The following is a 19,452-nucleotide window of genomic DNA, read 5'->3' on the forward strand; positions in this document are numbered from 1 at the left end:
ATTATACGGTGATTATTCCTATGGTGACCTGTTTATGGTGAATGTGCGCTAATGGTCAATTTCAATATCGGCGCGGGATCTGCTGCGGGTTGCCAGAGCCGGATGGGCTTTTTTGTAGGTGCCGGATTTGCGTATAATGTTGGTACTGTAGAACAGAAATTTCCCGATACTTATTATGACTGGGTGGAATATGTAGACCCTTACAAGACTACCAGCACAGTGGGACCTGCCGGCAATATCGGTTTACGTATCGCGGTGGGTGGAAAAAACGGCATAATATTGAGATCAACACTTTCTATATGAAAGGTGTGACTTCACACAAACCTCATATCGGCGGACTTACCTGTCTTTTCAACTTCTAAAAAGAAAGCCCGGGAATCTGATTTTCCCGGGCTTTCTTTTATGACCAGATTCCTTTTGTTTTCTTCCAGCGGAATATCTCTTCCACCCCTTTTCATATCCGCCCGCTTCGCGGAAAGAATCACTGATCTTACGACTATTGACAACATAACTTTTATCAGTCATGACTTTTTCTGTGGCTGCCCTCAGCGCTTCCGGCGTCATTGTATGGACGTCCAGTACAATGGTGGCGCCCAGTTCCCCGGCTCTCTCCGCAAGGAAAAACTGATCTGCACCCATAGGAATAGATACAAACGGAACATTCGCGTATAACAGGTCGCCAATACTATTCATACCCGCATGTGTAATGGCAGCCGAACTCCGTTCCAGTATAGCTGATTGTGGTACATAATCACGTACAATGAAATTATCCGGTATTGTCATCTTCGACAGATCGACCCCGTATGCTGTCATTACCACAGTGATGTCCATATCTGCGAATGCTTTAAAAAGACTTCGTATACGCCTGCAGCGTAATTGCCGAAAACAGTACCAAGAGAGATATACAATACCTTTTTACCTTCCAGTTTTTCAAAAGGAAAATCTACCTGATATTTTTTTTGTATACAGGTGCGCCGATGAAGATAAAGCTGTCGTCATAGTGGCTGATATCCTGATAAAATAACGTGAGGTATAAATGATATTCAATTCGCTTTTGTTAAAGAAGTGACTAAGCAGATCTGTGGATACCCGCACTTTATATTGTCCTGTAAATACCTGCGTACTTTACCGAATTTTTACGGTAGAAAAGCAGGTACAGCAAACGGAGCTTCCATTTGAAAGGAATCAGGTTGGCCGGTGTCCATGTTTTACCCTTTCGCATTTTTTCAAAATCCTTCATAGTGGCAAAAACAGCGAAAGAAGAAACCGCCGGTATTTTCAGTGCCTGTGCGATAACACTGGCATAGGGGTAGGCGGCAGAATGAACCAGATAATCAAACTGCATGTCTTTGATCTGTTCCATGAGCTGATCGACAAAACGCTCTGGTTGCAGTAAGGCGTTGATAAAGCCCGGTTTAGCAGCAGGTTTCTTTTTCCCGGAGGCAGCAGCAGCCTGTCCTTGTGTAAATTTGAAGATATTGAGGTCTTCTTTTAACAGATAAAAGTGGCGCCGGTCGCTTCCACCGGTTTCCTGAATTCTCTGAACTGAAAAAGGTTACTTCTTCTCGTGTTTAACCAATGCGCCTGCAAGTCCCAGCGTCGGATTCATATGTCCATGTGAAGGAATGCTCAGCAATAATACTTTTGCCATGTGTAGTCTCTTTGTTATCAGATTAGCAAGGCAAAGTTATTGTGCGGGGAAGGGGAGGTATAGTATAAAACCGACAATTTTAGTCATGCCATTCTACGAAATTCTCTACGCCGATACCTGCCTGTTGCCGGAATTGTTGTGGGGTAGTGCCGGAGAATGTTTTGAACTCGCGGATGAAATGTGATTGGTCGGAGTAGTCGTATTTATAGGCGATGGCGGCCAGACTATCAGCATCCGGTTGACTCAGTGCATGGAGGGTTTTCTGAAAGCGGGTGATCCGGGAAATGAGTTTGGGAGAAAGTCCGATCTGCTCCCGGAAAAGGCGTTCCAGTGAGCGTTCTGTAATATGCAGTTGCTGTTGTAGTTGTTGGAGTGATAAGGTTGTATCTCCTTCCTGCAATAGCTGTAGTGCATATCTCGTTTTCTCTGTATTCACCTGCTGATGCTGCAGGCATTGTTCCGTCAGGAAATCATTCAGCAGGGCAATTCTTTCAGTCGTGCTATCTGCGTGCAGGAGTTGCTCGCTCAGATGATTCTTACAGATGCTATCCAGATCGGTCACATTATTGGCCAGTTCATGTCCGGCGATGCCGAATAAAGCAGAGATAGCAGTCGGCCTGAAATGTACGCTGATGATTTTTACATTTCCCTGCAGTTTTTCTCAAAACAGAAAGTACTGGCGCCATGCAGGAAGATATGCTGTTTTTTAGCGCTATGTTGTCCGGTAAAAAAGGCAGCAGGGTCCTCTATAAATATCATCCCCGGATAAGCATCTACCATTGAACGGAATGTTATGGATTGACCCGCGGGAATCTCTCCTTCGGTGACCCAGAAGTGCCCTACCTGCTCCCGGAGCATACTGTTTGGTTGTATTGACTGATATTGCATGGATAACCCCTGTATTGGTACATAAGAAACCGGTGTCTGATACCTTTTATACTATAGTCATCCTTCGTTGATGCTACGTTTTCAACGTAACATTAACGAAGGATGACTATAGTCAGACCCTGTTTTATAGGTAGACGATTCATATCCTTGCTTTATTGTAATTGGGAAGGCAATATTTACAGCAATATTATGATAAAAGACTGCGATTGGATGGGGAAAATATATTTCCTTATATCACGATTATTGTCTAAATTTCTGTGAGTATTAGTACAGCATTCAACCAGGATCACACATTAGAGTTATTAAGTACACTATACCTTTTGTTTTTGTTATGTGAACAGTGACGTATTCCACTCTGCTATCTGAACAATGAAGTGACTATTGAACAATGAATTTATGTCCTCTCTAAACGTAAATAGAACAGTCTATGAACAGAATTTTATCAGCTGCTTTCCTGTCAGTTATCTGTACAGCTATGATTTCACGCGTTCAGGCACAGGGATGTGTCGCTTTACGCGGTAACGGGCCGGCTACCTGTACAATCACTCATCCGGATGAAGATCGCTCAGACAAATGGATCTTCAGTATGGGTGCGAGGTATTTTAAATCTTACAAACATTTCAAGGGTTCCGAAGAACAGAAAGAGAGAGTGCTGAATGGCACAGAAGTGATTAATCATCAGACGGCCATTGACCTGACGCTGACGCGTCTTATCAACAGCCGCTGGAGCGTTATGCTGGATGTACCTTTACTGGCAAATGCCAGATCCTCCTTGTATGAGCATGGTCTGATCAATGGGGTGAATAATTATAACCAGCGGCATAGTATGCATTCCTATGGTCTGGGCGATATGCGTATTGCGGTATACCGCTGGCTGCTGGACCCTGAGAAACATAAAAAGGGAAATATACAGGCAGGGCTGGGGATTAAATTTGCTACCGGCGACTATGACTATCAGGACTACTGGTATAACGTAGGGCCCAATGGCAGTAAACAACTGCGTACCGTTGACCAGTCTATTCAGCTGGGAGATGGGGGTACCGGTATTACCGCAGAACTGAACCTTTATCAGTATTTTTCCCGGCATTTCGGTGTATATGGTAATTTCTATTACCTGAGCAACCCGAGGGAACAGAATGGCGTGCGTACCTATAGGGAAACACTGACCCCGGCATTGGCCAATGAGGCCATTTGCAGTGTGCCTGACCAATATATGGCGCGGGCAGGGGTGAATTATATGACGAAGGGTTTTAGCGCCGCTTTAGGCGTCCGACTGGAAGGGATTCCGGTCAACGACCTGATCGGTGGCAGCGGTGATTTCCGCCGCCCGGGCTACGTGATTTCCCTTGAACCCAACGTTTCCTATGCATTTAAGAAGATGAACGTCTTTGCGGGAGTGCCCATCGCTTTACGCAGGGACAGGACGCAGAGCAACACAGACAAAGCCAGAAGTACGCCCGCCAATAAGGTGAATGGCGATGCCGCCTTTGCTGACTATGTGATAAATGTCGGATTCTCAGTACGTTTCAGATAACATGTTCATGCCATCTTGCGGGGACAAAGAAAAAAATATTTTGAAACGATCGTTTCAGAATGTAACTTTGTTCCCGTTATGGCCAGAGATAAAGATTTTATTCCTGAGGAAAAGATAGCGAAAGCGCTGGACGTGTTTTGGGAGAAGGGCTACAATGCCACTTCCATGCAGGATCTGGTGGAGGCTATGCAGATCAACAGGAGCAGTCTTTATAACTCTTTCGGCGATAAACATAACCTTTTTCTGGAATGTCTGCGGACTTACGGTTATCTGGCGGCAAAGGACTATGAGTCGGTCCTGACCTTAAAGGAACTGTCTCCGTTGGAAACAATGGAAAAGATTATAGATGTGTATGTGGCCGGTATCGTTTACGACTGCAAATGTTGTATGGGGATGAAATCATCCTTTGAGCTGGCAGGAGATGATGACGAAGTACGCCGGGTGATCAAAACAGCCAGTGACAGAACCATCGGTATTTTTACCGATCTGCTGAGAAGAGCAAAAGAACAGGGAGAACTGTCAGATGACAAGGATCCTGTTGTACTGGCACATATTATATTCAATGGCTTTTGTGGCTGGAAACAATCATATCTCCAGTTTAAAGATGCCCATCTTGTAAAGAAGATGGCAGGATATACCAAGTTACATTTGAAAAGTCCATTTTAAAATTTCGCTTTTTTTTGCGCAAATTTTGAAACGATCGTTTCAGAACGTACCTTTAACAATGTTAGGAAATCTGTTGCCGTCAGAAATGATGGTAACAAGATAAAAAAGAAATCAACCGCAGCAGAAGGCACGTACGCTTTCTTATCTGCCCGAAAGGACCGTGAACAGGTACTTTTTATGATTGTCGTATCCAGATGGTATATACCATCTTACTGTTCGTACGACAAAACTTTCACTGATTCGTATTATCCACACGATCCGCCGACGATCGTTGTGTGAACGCTCGCTTTACCTTCAACAACAACAACGCACTGTAATCAATGCATCCCTCGCATTGACCAGGGTATTACATGTATTTACTGTTCATGTCTGCTTGCATAGTCAGCTATGCAACCGGGGAAACTTTTTGTCAATTACACTCAACAAACATAAACATGAAAAAAGATGTATTAATTCGGAGCATGCTTGTCCTGACAGTCCTCGTAGGCCTGTACAGCTGTAAGTCTTCCTCTGCGCACAACGAAGCCCCTGCTGCTACTCCGGCGGAAGTGGTAACGATCGGCGCAGCTGATGCGAACACAGAGAATGATTATACCGCATCACTTGAAGGTAAGGTAAATGTAGAGATCCGTTCACAGGTAGATGGTTACCTGGAAAAAGTATATGTAGATGAAGGCGCTTATGTGAAAGCAGGTCAACCTTTATTTAAGATAGACGAACACCGCTACCGCGAACAGCTCAACAATGCCAAAGCAGCTTTACACGCAGCAGAAGCATCTGTGCTGAACGCTCAGCTGGAAATAGACAAGGTAACACCGCTGGTGAATAACAAAGTGGTGTCTGATATGCAGCTGCGTACCGCTAAAACTGCACATGAAGTAGCTACCGCTAATGTAGAACAGGCGAAAGCAATGGTGGCATCTGCTGCTATCAATCTGGGCTATACGAATGTAACCGCTCCGGTAAGTGGCTATATCGGCCGCATTCCAAAGAAAGCAGGTGCACTGATTTCCCTGAGCGATCCTGAGCCTCTGACTAAACTGTCTGACGTGCATGAGATCTACGCTTACTTCTCTCTGAGTGAAGGCGATTTCTTCAGCTTTAAAGACAATTACGCAGGTTCTACACTGGAAGAGAAACTGAAAAACCTGCCACCGGCAATATTGGTACTGGCAGACAATCATATCTATGAAGAAAAAGGTAGAGTAGATATGATCGACGGACAGTTTGAGAAGAACACAGGCGCTATCACACTGCGTGCTGTATTCCCTAACGCAAAAGGTACCATCCGTACAGGTAATACCGGTAAAGTAAGATTACTGCGTGAATATAAGTCCGCGATCCTCGTACCGCAGGCTGCTACTATCGAAATACAGGATAGGATTTTCGTATACACTTTAGATAAGGATAACAAAACTGTTCGTCAGGCCATCACCGTAACCGGTAGCACTGGCAATCAGTATCTGGTAAGTGAGGGCGTAAAATCCGGAGACAGAATCGTTGTATCTGGTGTTGACCGTCTGAAAGAGGGTATGGAAATCAAACCGGAGAAGGCTAAACCAGCAGCACCACAGAGCTGATCGTTACATGCAGTCCTTCCTCCTAAAATAAAAATTTATGTTGCAGAAATTCATTCAAAGACCCGTTTTAGCAACGGTGATCTCTATCATAATGGTGATACTGGGTGTTCTGGGCTTGTGGAAGCTTCCCCTCCAGAAATTCCCTGATATCGCTCCTCCCGCAGTACAGGTAACCGCACTGTATCCGGGCGCCAACGCAGAAACGATTCTGCGTTCTGTGGCTCCTTCACTCGAAGAGGCCATCAACGGGGTGGAGAACATGATCTACATGAACTCCACTGCCAGTAACGATGGTTCACTGGTGATCTCCGTATATTTTAAACTGGGTACTGACCCTGACCAGGCAGCCGTAAACGTACAGAACAGGGTGGCACAGGCAACAGCCCAGCTGCCGGCTGAAGTAGTACAGGCGGGTGTAACCACCGCTAAACAGCAGAATAGTTTGCTGATGGTGGTAGACATGTACTCCGAAGATCCGAAAGTATACGACCAGACTTTTCTGGCCAACTATGCACAGATCAACATCATTCCGGATATCAAAAGGATTCCCGGTGTAGGTCAGGCACTCATCTTTGGTGGTAATAAAGATTATTCCATGAGGGTGTGGCTGAATCCTAAACAGATGGCCGCTTATAATCTTGCACCAAAAGAAGTGATGGCCGCTATTCAGGATAAAAGTCTGGAAGCCGCTCCCGGTAAATTCGGTGAAAGCAGTGCAGAGTCTTTTGAATATGTGATCAAGTATAAAGGTAAACTCACCAAACCGGAAGACTACGAGAATATCGTGATCAAATCCAATGGTGACGGTTCCTTCCTGCGTCTGAAAGATGTAGCCAGAGTAGAATTCGGTGCATATACCTACGGTAACTATACCCGTGTAAACGGAAAGCCGGGTGTGAACATTGCCTCTTTCCAGCTGGCAGGATCTAACTCCAACGAGATCCAGATCGCTATCATGAAATTCATGGAAAAGGCATCCAAAGACTTCCCCAAGGGAGTTAAATACCTGATCCTTTATAATACAAAAGATACGCTTGACCTATCTATAGAGCAGGTTAAACACACGCTGATCGAGGCGTTTATTCTGGTGTTCGTTGTGGTATTTATATTCCTTCAGGACTTCAGATCCACTCTGATCCCTGCTATCGCTGTACCCGTTGCGATTGTAGGTACCTTCTTCTTCATATCACTGCTGGGCTTCTCTATCAACCTGCTGACATTGTTCGCATTGGTACTGGCTATCGGTATCGTGGTGGATGACGCTATCGTCGTCGTGGAAGCGGTACACTCGAAAATGGAAAAGAAACACCTGCCTCCGAAAGCAGCAACCGTGTCTGCGATGAGTGAGATCAGTGGTGCGATCGTTTCCATCACACTCGTTATGTCAGCGGTGTTCCTGCCTGTAGGTTTCATGGAAGGTTCTACCGGTGTGTTCTATCGTCAGTTCGCCTTCACACTGGCTATTGCCATCGTGATCTCTGCGGTGAACGCATTGACACTGAGCCCTGCACTGGCAGCACTCTTCCTGAAAGAAACACATCATGGTGCGCATGATAACACGCATAAAGCAACCTTTAAAGAGAAATTCTTTGCCGGATTTAACAGAGGTTTTGACCGCATGACGGGCAAGTATGTGAACAGCCTGCGTTTCCTGATCCGTCATAAATGGGTAAGTATTGCCGGCCTGATCATCGTCATTGTTTCAACAATTTACCTGGTGAGGAAAACCCCAACTGGATTTATTCCATCCGAAGACCAGGGCTTTATTGCAATCTCCATGTCTATGCCTGCGGGTGCGTCTCTGGACAGAACGACGACCATGATCAAGGATGTAGAGAAAACACTGGGAGATCTGCCATCTAAAAGTGCACTCATGGGACTGTCTGGTTTCAACATCCTGACACAGTCTTCCAGCCCTTCCGCGGGTGTGGCCTTCATCCTGCTGAAACCAGCAAAGGAGAGAGGTGAGATAAAAGACATCAACGCTATCATGGATCAGGTCAGAGGTAAACTGGCTACTATCAAAGATGGTAGTTTCTTCGTATTCACCTTCCCGACAGTACCGGGTTTCAGTAACGTAGATGCATTAGATGTTGTATTGCAGGATAAGACAAGTGGTAAACTGGATAAATTCAGTGGTATCGCGATGGGCTTTATCGGTGAACTGATGAAACGTCCTGAAATAGCATTTGCATTCACTTCCTTCCGTGCAGACTATCCACAATACGAAATGGAAGTAGAAGCGGAAAAAGCAGAACAGCTGAATGTAAACGTAAAAGACCTGTTACAGACAATGGGCGCTTACTTTGGTAGTAGTCAGGCGGGTGATTTCAACCGCTTTGGTAAATACTACAGGGTAATGATGCAGGCAGAAAAAGATGAACGTGCAGCACCTGTTTCCATGGAAGGTATTTTTGTGAAAAACAGACTGGGTGAAATGGTACCTGTGAAGTCACTGGTAACCCTGAAACGTGTATTTGGTCCTGAAACAACTTCTCGTTATAACCTGTTCAACTCTATCGGTCTGAACGTGATTGCGAAACCGGGTTATAGCTCCGGTGATGCGATCAAGGCAGTACAGGAAGTGGGTGAGCAATACCTGCCTACCGGTTATTCTTATGAGTTCTCCGGTATGACCAGAGAGGAAATTTCCTCCAGCGGACAATCTGTGATCATCTTCTCACTCTGTCTGCTGTTTGTATACTTCCTGCTGGCAGCACAATATGAAAGCTACATCCTGCCACTGGCGGTGATCCTTTCTATCCCTACAGGTATTCTCGGTGTATTCCTGTCTATCCGTTTCACAGACATCTCCAACAACATCTACGTACAGGTAGCATTGGTGATGCTGATCGGATTGCTGGCGAAAAACGCTATCCTGATCGTGGAATATGCTTCACAAAGAAGAAAGGCTGGTAAGAACCTGGTATTTGCTGCGATTGAAGCGGCGAGACTGAGATTACGTCCTATCCTGATGACTTCCCTTGCCTTCGTAGTGGGATTGATACCGATGATGAGCGACAACGGTCCATCTGCTATCGGTAACCACTCTATCAGTATCGGTGCTGCGGGTGGTATGGTGAGCGGAGTAATACTCGGATTGTTTGTCATCCCTGTACTCTTCGTGATGTTCCAGTACCTGCAGGAAAAAGTGAGTGGTACGCCCACTGCCGTGATAAACAATGAACAGGCGAAAGTCGCTAAACCGGAATTAGTATGAAAGCACAGATAAATAAATATTTCCTTATAGGTTTGTTGAGTGCCGGTCTACTGGAGGCATGTAAAGTGTCGAAAGATACGCCGGCGCCTCAACCCGAGTTACCTGTTGCATTCAGAAACAGTGCAACAGCTGATTCCACCACCATCGCAGATCTTCCATGGGAGAACTTCTTTACAGATGCCACCCTGAAAGCACTGATCGATAACGCTATCAAAAAGAACTATGATATGCAGGCCGCCATCCTGAGTGTGGAAGCTGCCAGATTGCAGATGAGACAGGCTAAACTGCTGAATCTTCCGTCCGCAAAACTGAACGTTACCGCAGGTACTACCCGTCCTTCCGATAACAGTTTGAATGGTATCAGTCTGAGTCAGTTCCTCGGTACGCAACATCTGGAAGACTATAACGCCAATATCCAGTTTGCATGGGAAGCGGATATCTGGGGTAAGATTAAGAACCAGAAGAAAGAAGCGCTGGCTGCTTACCTGCAGACAGACGAATCCCGGAAGCTGTTGCAGACAGATATCGTGTCTACCGTTTCAAAGGCGTTCTATAATCTGCTGATGCTGGATGAACAGCTGGCAGTGGCACAGAATAACCTGAAACTGAACGATAGCACCCTGCGTATTATCCGCTTACAGTATGACGCCGGACAGGTCACCCTCGTGGCTGTACAACAGGCAGAAGCGCAGCAGCTCACAGCTGCCCAGCTGATCCCACAGATCGAGCAGGACATGGCTGTACAGGAAAATGCCCTCCGTATCCTGTCAGGAGAATTGCCAGCAGCGATAGAAAGGCATACCAGACTGAATGAATATCCATTGACAGAAAAACTGTCAGCCGGTATCCCTTCTGATCTGCTGAGCCGTCGTCCGGATGTAAAACGTAGCGAACTCGCCCTGAACATCGCAAATGCAAGGGTAGGTGTAGCAAAGGCTAACATGTATCCATCTCTGGTGATCACAGCCAGCGGTGGTGTCAATGCGGTAAAATTCAGCGACTGGTTTCAGATTCCAACCTCCCTCTTTGGATTGGCAACAGGTGCGATTGCACAACCACTGTTTGACCGTAAAAATCTGAAGACACAGTTTGAAGTGGCGAAGATAGAGAGAGAACAATCCGTGCTCCGTTTCCGTCAGAACGTACTGGAAGCGACAGGAGAGGTGGCAGATGCATTGGTGAAAATAGAAAAGCTCAAATCGCAATATGATATCGCTTCTAATAAAGTGCAGACGCTCCATCAGGCGGTAAACAATGCCAGCCAGCTGTTTGAGAGCGGTCGCGCCAGTTATCTGGAAGTGATCATCGCGCAAAGTAATGTACTGCAGAGTGAACTGGAAGTCAGCAATCTCAGAAGAGATCAGCTCTACGCTGTAGTAGATCTTTACCGTTCCCTCGGGGGCGGTTGGCGATAGATGTACAAGAAATTGTATATTGGGAAAAACGTCACATATTTTTGTGACGTTTTTTTTTATTTTATGATGAATCCAGTTGCACCATTGATAAAAGCAGACAATATCCTGTTCAATGCCCTGAAACATCACCGGGGATTTATACGCCGGCAGTTAATGGACGTAACACCGCATACTTTACCTGAACGGCTAAAGGTATTGGGTAACTCCCAGATGGATATCTATTATGGTGTACTGGATCTGCCGGACGTCTTTCACGAAGTGACCGGTCAGCTAAACGCTACAGGACTGTCAGATGAAGCAGGGTATCTGCAACGTTTAAAAGCCAGTGGCGGTTATATAGAAATTACGCTCTCCGACACCTCCCGCTGGATATTACTACATGGCATCGAACCGGGCCGTTATGTGCACCTGCATCCTGCAAGGTATTCCCCGCACAGTATCCGGGTGAAAGCAACCGTATTAAAAACAGCACTGGCCTGTATGGCTATATTGCCGGCCGGTACGCAACCAGATCTGCAGGTCCTGAATCATATCCGGCAGTCAGTACTGGATCTCTCACCCGTAAAAGAGCTGGAGCAATGCGAGCATTTGTGGAAGGTGATGAAGATGTTGCAGGGTGAATAATGCCCCGGGCATCCTCTGGTTTGAAATCGTACACAGAAGATAACATAAAACGTTTCATCGGATGGATTTCTCAACATATATTTACAGCGACTAAGACAATCGCCTGTACTGTTATGAAAGTGTTTGCGTTATCCCGCGGCCTTAAGACCCTGATGTATTTTCTGCTGGCTATTCTGTTATTTACATTTGTAGCGATAGCGCTAGGCCCGTTTTATGATCCTAAGGTAGATATTCCCCTGATTTATCTGTGGCCGGTTTGTGCTATTCCGATAGTACTGATCATCTGCGCTTTTTTACAATTGGAGGAGAGAGTGGTACTGGATAAATATAGTATCCGTAAAGAGTCCCGCCTGATCAACAGGGAGATACTATTAAGCAATGTAAAGGGGTATAAGGCAGATGGCAATGGGATCTGGATAATACCCAATACGGGCAAACGTATTTATATGTCTAAATACATGCAGGGCGTAAGTGAACTCGAGCAATGGTTATCCGGCCGGTACCCGGATATCAACCATATGGAGGAAATAGCAATATACAGTGAAGTAACAGAGCATTATGATGAACAGGAAAGTGCCGGCAGACGAAAACGTGCGAAGATTGAACTCCGTGTACTCGGTGTTATCAGTTGTTTACTAGCTATAATGACATGGCGTTATAACGCCTCATTCCCATGGTTCGGATTGGTGCTTTTTTTCTGCCTGCCTGTTTCCTTATATCTTACATTGCGTCATAAAGGTTTTATACAGTTGATAGACAATTCCGCCGGCGGTTTGCCCGGAAGTACATTTATTTCGTTTATTACAGCAGGTGGACTATTAGGCGGGTGGTATTTTATAGAGATTACTGATTATAGTGAGGTATGGACAACCTTTGCTATAATAGTAGCTGCCCTTGCATTAATGATGTGGGAATGTACCCGCGATTTTAACAGACGAAGAAAACGTTTTTATGTGTCTGTGACATTGTTAATGGTGTTATTTATAGCGAATGGATTTTTCCTGACGATCGTGCTGAACAGATGTCTGGATACTTCGGCGATAGTATACTATGAAACAGGCGTCAAAAAGAAGATACTTACGATAGATCATTACTTTGTTAAGTCTTATCATCTTGATCTGGAACCATGGGAGCATGCGCCTGAAGGGATTTATGTAAATGTGAAAGCACCGCTGTATGATAAGCTTAATGTAAATGAAAAAGTAGGTATTTATTATCATAAGGGCGGATTGGGCATCCCGTGGTATGAAATAGGGGAGAAACGAAAGGAAGAACATCCATAAAGGGGCATTGGGTATTCCGTGGTATACAGTGGCGCCTGTGAAGCTATGGCCCTGATGCGAAATCATCCGTTGAATAAGAGGCGGAGGAGCAGCCGAAATACAAGCAGTTATTATAAAAACAACAATGCCCGGGAATTGACTCAGTCAGCTCCCGGGCATTTTCTTATTCACAACCTTGTTTGCGCCGTGTATCAATAATATACTGGATCTTCCATCCTTCTGCCAGTCTTACCAGCTGAAAGGAATTCACGCCGCAATGCGCAAACTTTTGTTTGAAATATAACTTATAAGGCGTCCATGCAATAGCCAGATCACCGTCTATCTTTACGACATCGAAAGTGATCTGCTCGTCAACTGCCTGTTTTGGCAGCTTTCCGATACTGGATGCAAATTCACTGATTGCTTCCGTCTTAACGCCTACGACCCCTTGTTTATCTTTTACCACTGTCTGTAACACGGCGCCCGGCGCAAAACAGTTTGTCAGGGCGACACTATCTGATTGCAGCATAGCGGTAAACAAATGATTGACAGCTGTTTTGACAGAATCTGTCGTTGTTTGTGCGCGAAGGCTAAGAGCAAAGCAAATGAACAGGAGGGAGCAGGTAAGACGTCGCATTTTTTTTACCTGAATTTACGGATTTAAGCTTACTGTTTTGTCGCTTTCTCTCCGTTCCAGATATAAACTTCGCGGGTACTCTTGCTTTTGGCAACGGTTTCGCCATCTTCTCCGAATTCTTCATCAACGGTGAGTCTGATAATTTTACCCGCCTGTCCGCCGGGTTCTTTTGGAAACAACAGTGTTTCCGAGTGTCCTACGGCGCCGGCATCAAACATATTGGTTTTGCCGGGCAGTTCAAGCAGCTTTGATCCGTTCCATCCGTAGTAAATATAGTTGTCTGGTATACCACAGGATTCACCACTGAAATAAAGACGAACAATTGTACTGATCTTATCAAGACCCATTCCGCCGAGTAATTTTGCATCAGCAGTGATGGCAAAAGAACCACCGTCCACAGTGACTGATTTCTTATCAAGCAGGGCATGTTTTGCATTCAGGGCTTTCACCAGAATGACATATTTAGGGTCTGCTTCTTTAATCTCAGCAGGAACTACCTTATCGATACCATAGAGGAACTGTACGCTATCTTTCTGATAACTACCGAAGGCCATCAGTCCGAGCCAGACAAAGCCCTCTTTCTGTTTGCCATCTATTTTATACTTTACCTGATACCATGGCGCTGTAATGCCTTTCATGGTGAATTCAGTTTCAATCAGTTTAGCAGCAATGATCGTCTGGCCGGTAGTCAGGGAGTCCTGAATGGTTGCTTTGGGAGAAGCTGACTGCCTGATATAAGCCTTTTCTGCGAAAACGGTCAGGGTATCGCCCTGTTGCGCTCTCCATAGGTTGTATTCGATACTGCCTTTTAATTGTGCCGTAACAGGGGCCGCTGCCAGTAGCAGCATGGATAGAAAAATTTGTTTCATAGGTAAAATTTCGCCTGCAAAGATATTCAAATGTTATTTGCCAAATGACAAATGTTGACTGGAAGAGGAATGTGTATCTTTGGAGCGTAAAGCCGGCAATAAAACATTGACGGACAAACGTTTTCGAAACAGACTATTATGGATGACCTGATAAATTATCTGCTGCAGTACGGACAGCTGAACCAACAGCAGATACAGCTGATACTGGATAATGTGACTGAACGACGTCTGAAGAGGGATGAGTATTTTTCAGAAGCGGGCAGAATACCCCGGGAGATCGGATTTATCCGCTCCGGTATTCTCCGGGTGTGTTATTTCAATAACAAAGGCACGGAGATCACACGGTACTTTGTGGACGGGAACAGGCTGATATCTGATATACATAGCATGGAAAGCAAAATGCCTTCTACGGAATATATTCAGGCCATTACAGATTGTGAAATGATCATTTTTTCGGAAAATACCCTGCGGCTGTTATCTTCCACTATTCTGGACTGGGACCGTATCATTGCTAAAATCAGGGAAAGGGCAATGATTGAGAAACTGGAGAAGATCGCCCCTATGCTGACTGAAGATGCCACCAGCCGATACCTGATGTTCATGGAAAAGTTCCCGGATCTGGCTAATAAAGTGCCATTATCTTACCTCGCTTCCTACCTCGGAATCACGCAATCATCGCTCAGCAGGATCCGTAAACAGCTGTCCAGACAATAGGTGCTGCAAACGTCCATCCTGATAATTTGCCGCCTTCGGTTATTTATTGATAATTTTGCAGCCAAAATTAGATTGATTTGGGTGCATCCGTTTTCCTGATTACACCGCCTTTCACGCAGCTGAACACGCCTTACCCGGCTACAGCTTATCTGAAAGGCTTTTTAAATACGAAAGGCATTACCTCTTTCCAGTCCGACCTCGGCATAGAGGTAACCCTGGCGCTGTTCTGTAAACAGGGTCTGCAGGAACTGTTTGCGCTGGTCAATGGTCAGTCTGCCGAACGTTCCGGGAATATCACCCGCATTATTGCCCTGCAGGAAGACTATATCGAAACAATTGACGACGTCATCCTTTTCTTACAGGGAAAGAATCCAACACTTGCACATCGTATCTGCAAACGCGACTTCCTGCCGGAAGCCGGTCGTTTTGCCCAGCTGGAAGATCTGGATTGGGCCTTTGGCTCCATGGGTACACAGGATAAAGCCAAACATCTCGCGACCATGTATCTCGAGGATCTTTCCGATCTGATCATGGAATGTGTGGATGAGCATTTCGGTTTTAGCCGCTACGCGGAAAAGCTGGCCCGCTCCGCGAATAGTTTTGATGAATTGTATACGGCCCTCCAACAGGAGTATACCTTCATCGACCGGATGCTGATCAATCTCCTTTCCCGGCACATGGCGAATGTCCAGCCCAAGCTGGTTGCTATTTCAGTGCCTTTCCCGGGGAATCTCTATACTTCACTTCGCTGCGGACAATGGATCAAAGCCAATTATCCGGATGTTAAGATTGCTATGGGAGGCGGCTTCGCCAACACAGAGCTGCGCTCGCTCTCAGATCCGCGGGTATTTGAATTTTATGATTTTATCGCTTTGGATGATGGGGAAGCGCCACTGGAAAATCTCGTAGCGCATATAGAAGGGAAGAAAGAGCTGACTGAACTGAAGCGTACTTTCACCATGGTGGAAGATCAGGTGACTTATGTGAATGATAAAAGCTGTGCTGACTATAAACAATCGCAGGTCGGCACGCCTGACTACAGCGATTTTCTGCTCGATAGTTACATATCTGCGATAGAAGTGGTCAATCCGATGCATCGTATGTGGAGTGATGGTCGCTGGAACAAGCTGACCATGGCGCACGGGTGTTACTGGGGTAAGTGTACTTTCTGTGATATCTCGCTGGATTACATACGTTTATATGAGCCTATTGCAGCACAGCTTTTATGTGACAGAATGGAAGAGATCATTGCGCAGACAGGGCAGAATGGTTTTCACTTCGTGGATGAAGCTGCTCCGCCTGCGCTGATGCGTGCGCTGGCATTGGAAATCCTGAAGCGTAAACTGAATGTGAGCTGGTGGACGAATGTGCGTTTTGAGAAGAGCTTTACGAGAGATCTGTGTCTGTTGCTGAAAGCGTCTGGTTGTATTGCTGTTTCCGGCGGACTGGAAGTCGCTTCGGACCGGCTGCTGGAACTCATTCAGAAAGGTATTACAGTTGCACAGGTCGCACAGGTGAACCGCAACTTTACAGATGCGGGTATCATGGTGCATGCTTATCTGATGTACGGATTCCCGACACAGACTGCGCAGGAAACCATCGATTCACTGGAAATGGTGCGGCAGATGTTCAAGATAGGTGTCTTGCAATCTGCTTTCTGGCATCAGTTCACTATGACGGCGCATAGTCCGGTAGGACAGGATCCGCAGAAATTCAGTGTAAAGAAAGAAACAGAAGTGATTGGCGCTTTTGCCAATAATGATATCGTACATATTGATGAGACGGGGGCAGAGCATGAACTGTTTGCCTACGGACTGAAGAAGTCCCTGCTGAACTTTATGCATGGTCTTTGTCTGGATGATCCTTTGCAGAAATGGTTCGATTTCAAAGTACCAAAGACAAAGATCACACCTGACTATATAGAAAAGGCATTATTGGAAGATCAGTATGCACCTTCCAAACCGACCAGTAAGATTGTATGGCTCGGAAAAACACCCGATGTACAGACCCTCACCAAAACAAAAAAGGGCAGTTCTTGGGAAGTGACTTCACTTACCTTCCAGAACCGCAAGGAAAAAGCGAGTATCAGCGTTAATAAAGAGGAGGGGATCTGGTTGGCTGATATGTTGGAAAAGCTGTCTGTCCGCCAGCAGAAAACATATACACTGAAGGAGGTCATGGAGAGTTACGATGCCGCCGGATTGGAGGATTTCGAGCTTTTCTGGGACAATAAACCCGTAAATTCGCTGTATAAATACGGACTTTTGAAATTGTGAATGAATAGTATCAAAAAGGGAGTACGACTGACAGCCCTATACCTGCTGCTGATGATCGCAGGCCTGTTCAGTCATGCTGCTTACTCCCAACAGGCGGTGCACATAGACAGCACGTTACGCGAACACATTTTCACGTACAATGAAATTGAGTATCTGGAAGATCCGGGAGCTCAACTGACGATCGATCAGGTCAGGAGTGATAGTATGTCTGCCCGGTTCAAACCCAGCAATGTCAGTACACCACAAAATCAGCAGCTGGGTGCTCCTGTCTGGTTCCGGGTGAAGATCCGGCACAACCCGGCCGCCAATAAATATTACCTGCTGGAATTCTTTGACCAGACCATTGACGACATTACAGCGTGGCTGCCCGACTCCGGCGGGGTATATCGGGAGGAAAAGATAGGGGATAAGTACCCATTCGCGCAACGCTGGTTCCATCATAAGAATTTCGAACTTTCGCTGGACAATAACCGTCAGGATGAGGCGGTCTATTATTTCAGAATCAGTTCTGCCCAGACGGCAGACGTGATTATTGTGATCCGGTCTATTGACCGCTTTGTGTCTTATGCACTCAGCGAATATCTCACTTTTGGTATTTTCTATGGGATGATATTCATCTTCAGCTTTTACAACCTGATTATGTTTATCGCCATGCGCCAGCGGCAATACCTCTATTATGTATTGTACAACCTGAGTGTAGTACTATATGAAATGTGTACAGATGGCATTGCTTATCAATGGCTCTGGCCCAATGCGCCGGTCTGGAATCAGTACGCTTTTGCATGGCCGCTGCTCAGTATGAGTGTATTTGCCCTTTTATTTACCCGTAGCCTCTTACATGTGCAGGCGAGGGCGCCTTTCCTGAATAAACTGATCATGGGAGTGATCGTTGCCCGTTGTGTCTATTTTCTGGCCTGTCTGCTGATCAATCCATATTGGTTCAACTATAAATTTATTGAGCTTATTCCACTTGCGGTGGCATTCCATACCGGTATGTATATCTGGCTGAAGGGATACCGGCCGGCCCGTTTTTTTGTATTGGGGTATAGTTTTCTGTTTGTCGGGTTTATGCTGAAATTCTTCATTATGCTGGGTTATACCTGGCTGAATTTCGGTATTATCAGCTATTATAGCCTGAGTTTCTGTTTTATTCTGGAAATGTTCTTCCTTTCTTTCGCCGTAGGGGATAAGGTACGTCTCCTGAAGAAAAAGCGGGATAAGGCACACCGTCAGATGATCAGACAGATGACGGAGAATGCCCGTTTGAAGGATAATCAAAACAAGGAACTGGAAGCGCAGGTACAGGCAAGAACCAGACAGTTGTCAGAACAGGGAGATGTCATTGCTGCGCAGAATGAAGAACTGATCAAAACGAATGCCTTGCTGGAAGCACAGGCGGAGGAGATCTCGCGTATGAATGCCCTGTTGGAACAGGACAATCGTCAGCTGCAGACAAATGTTGAGAAGGTAACCAGAGCGAGGGCATTATCAACGACCCTTGATTTCGAGGAGTTTAGCAAAATATATCCAGATAAAGAAAGCTGTCTGCGTTTTCTGGCTGATCTGAAGTGGACGGAGCAGTTCCGTTGCCGTAAATGTGGTAATGATCACTATTATGCTGGTCATCAGCCATTTAGTCGCCGGTGTAGTAAATGCAGTTATGAGGAGTCAGCAACAGCGTACACTATTTACCAGAATATCCGTATTCCGATCAACAAAGCTTTCTATCTCACCTTTTTGATTTACTCTACCAAGGGTAAGATCTCCTCCCATAAACTCTCAGAGATTCTGGAAATCAGGCAAAGTACCTGTTGGTCATATGCCACCCGTATCCTCAAAATGATGGAAGAGCGAAAGAAAGAACTCAAACAGGCCAATGGGCAGGGTTGGAGTTTGCTGGTGCTGGATGAAAGGGAAGAAGCCTGAAATGAAATAAAACGCAATTTTTTTGAAAGGTAGCGAAGCGTATCAGGGTATTTATATAATATATCCTTTATAAATGCCTGTAATGCTTCATTATCAAGGCTTCCCGAGGTAAAAGTGTTCTGGTATTAAAGCGTATCAAATTTTATATAATAGTTTAATAATCAGTTGTTTGTGTAAATATTTTCCATTG

Annotated in this window: 17 protein-coding genes; 11 read left to right on the top strand and 6 right to left on the bottom strand. The window is 45.5% G+C overall.

Features of this window, described 5'->3' with window-relative positions:
- Nucleotides 1–51: 51 nt before the first annotated feature.
- On the top strand, nt 52–303 hold the full coding sequence (locus FEF09_RS23130) for a hypothetical protein (protein ID WP_146307308.1): 252 nt from the start codon (nt 52–54) through the stop codon (nt 301–303).
- A gap of 48 nt (nt 304–351) precedes the next feature.
- Here FEF09_RS23130 and FEF09_RS31750 read toward each other — a convergent pair whose 3' ends face one another.
- From FEF09_RS31750 to FEF09_RS23145, 4 genes are all read right to left on the bottom strand, one after another.
- The gene (locus FEF09_RS31750; protein WP_315898182.1) at nt 352–909 is read right to left on the bottom strand and encodes a nucleotide disphospho-sugar-binding domain-containing protein; all 558 of its coding nucleotides are present in this window, start codon (nt 907–909) and stop codon (nt 352–354) included.
- A 187-nt stretch (nt 910–1,096) separates the two neighbouring features.
- Nucleotides 1,097–1,363, bottom strand: a complete 267-nt coding sequence (locus FEF09_RS31755) for a hypothetical protein (protein ID WP_222597084.1) — start codon at nt 1,361–1,363, stop codon at nt 1,097–1,099.
- Nucleotides 1,364–1,730: 367 nt separating this feature from the next.
- Complete coding sequence (locus tag FEF09_RS23140; RefSeq protein ID WP_186774478.1) at nt 1,731–2,213, bottom strand: helix-turn-helix domain-containing protein; 483 nt, start codon at nt 2,211–2,213, stop codon at nt 1,731–1,733.
- Nucleotides 2,214–2,290: 77 nt separating this feature from the next.
- Entirely contained in the window at nt 2,291–2,539 is a 249-nt protein-coding gene (locus tag FEF09_RS23145) for a DUF6597 domain-containing transcriptional factor (protein WP_146307310.1), read from the bottom strand.
- 427 nt (nt 2,540–2,966) lie between these two features.
- Between FEF09_RS23145 and FEF09_RS23150 the strand changes: the two genes are divergently transcribed.
- The 7 genes from FEF09_RS23150 (at nt 2,967) to FEF09_RS23180 (ending at nt 12,861) form a co-directional block, all read left to right on the top strand.
- On the top strand, nt 2,967–4,073 hold the full coding sequence (locus tag FEF09_RS23150; RefSeq protein ID WP_146307311.1) for a hypothetical protein: 1,107 nt from the start codon (nt 2,967–2,969) through the stop codon (nt 4,071–4,073).
- Between the two features lie 78 nt (nt 4,074–4,151).
- Nucleotides 4,152–4,739 (top strand): TetR/AcrR family transcriptional regulator, encoded by a 588-nt coding sequence (locus FEF09_RS23155; RefSeq protein ID WP_146307312.1) that lies wholly within the window; start codon nt 4,152–4,154, stop codon nt 4,737–4,739.
- A gap of 461 nt (nt 4,740–5,200) precedes the next feature.
- Nucleotides 5,201–6,319, top strand: coding sequence for an efflux RND transporter periplasmic adaptor subunit (locus tag FEF09_RS23160; protein WP_261387693.1), 1,119 nt, complete (start codon nt 5,201–5,203; stop codon nt 6,317–6,319).
- Nucleotides 6,320–6,356: 37 nt separating this feature from the next.
- The gene (locus FEF09_RS23165) at nt 6,357–9,539 is read left to right on the top strand and encodes an efflux RND transporter permease subunit (protein ID WP_146307314.1); all 3,183 of its coding nucleotides are present in this window, start codon (nt 6,357–6,359) and stop codon (nt 9,537–9,539) included.
- Nucleotides 9,536–10,954, top strand: coding sequence for an efflux transporter outer membrane subunit (locus tag FEF09_RS23170; protein WP_146307315.1), 1,419 nt, complete (start codon nt 9,536–9,538; stop codon nt 10,952–10,954). Before FEF09_RS23165 ends, FEF09_RS23170 begins: the two co-directional genes overlap by 4 nt.
- 63 nt (nt 10,955–11,017) lie before the next feature.
- Nucleotides 11,018–11,578, top strand: coding sequence for a hypothetical protein (locus FEF09_RS23175; protein ID WP_146307316.1), 561 nt, complete (start codon nt 11,018–11,020; stop codon nt 11,576–11,578).
- A 113-nt stretch (nt 11,579–11,691) separates the two neighbouring features.
- Entirely contained in the window at nt 11,692–12,861 is a 1,170-nt protein-coding gene (locus FEF09_RS23180; RefSeq protein ID WP_146307317.1) for a hypothetical protein, read from the top strand.
- A gap of 163 nt (nt 12,862–13,024) precedes the next feature.
- Here FEF09_RS23180 and FEF09_RS23185 read toward each other — a convergent pair whose 3' ends face one another.
- On the bottom strand, nt 13,025–13,477 hold the full coding sequence (locus tag FEF09_RS23185; protein WP_146307318.1) for a hypothetical protein: 453 nt from the start codon (nt 13,475–13,477) through the stop codon (nt 13,025–13,027).
- Nucleotides 13,478–13,506: 29 nt separating this feature from the next.
- Nucleotides 13,507–14,346 carry a hypothetical protein gene (locus FEF09_RS23190; RefSeq protein WP_146307319.1) on the bottom strand — a complete coding sequence of 280 codons (840 nt, stop codon included), beginning with the start codon at nt 14,344–14,346 and terminating at the stop codon, nt 13,507–13,509.
- 138 nt (nt 14,347–14,484) lie between these two features.
- Here FEF09_RS23190 and FEF09_RS23195 point away from each other — a divergent pair, with 138 nt between their 5' ends.
- The 3 genes from FEF09_RS23195 (at nt 14,485) to FEF09_RS23205 (ending at nt 19,262) form a co-directional block, all read left to right on the top strand.
- Nucleotides 14,485–15,060: a Crp/Fnr family transcriptional regulator gene (locus FEF09_RS23195; RefSeq protein ID WP_146307320.1), complete on the top strand. Its 576-nt coding sequence runs from the start codon at nt 14,485–14,487 to the stop codon at nt 15,058–15,060.
- 77 nt (nt 15,061–15,137) lie between these two features.
- Complete coding sequence (locus FEF09_RS23200; RefSeq protein ID WP_146307321.1) at nt 15,138–17,336, top strand: B12-binding domain-containing radical SAM protein; 2,199 nt, start codon at nt 15,138–15,140, stop codon at nt 17,334–17,336.
- Nucleotides 17,337–19,262: a 7TM diverse intracellular signaling domain-containing protein gene (locus FEF09_RS23205; protein WP_146307322.1), complete on the top strand. Its 1,926-nt coding sequence runs from the start codon at nt 17,337–17,339 to the stop codon at nt 19,260–19,262.
- Nucleotides 19,263–19,452 lie beyond the last annotated feature (190 nt).

Origin of the sequence: Chitinophaga pinensis (assembly GCF_007896845.1) — a bacterium.
GTDB classification, from domain to species: Bacteria; Bacteroidota; Bacteroidia; order Chitinophagales; family Chitinophagaceae; genus Chitinophaga; species Chitinophaga pinensis_C.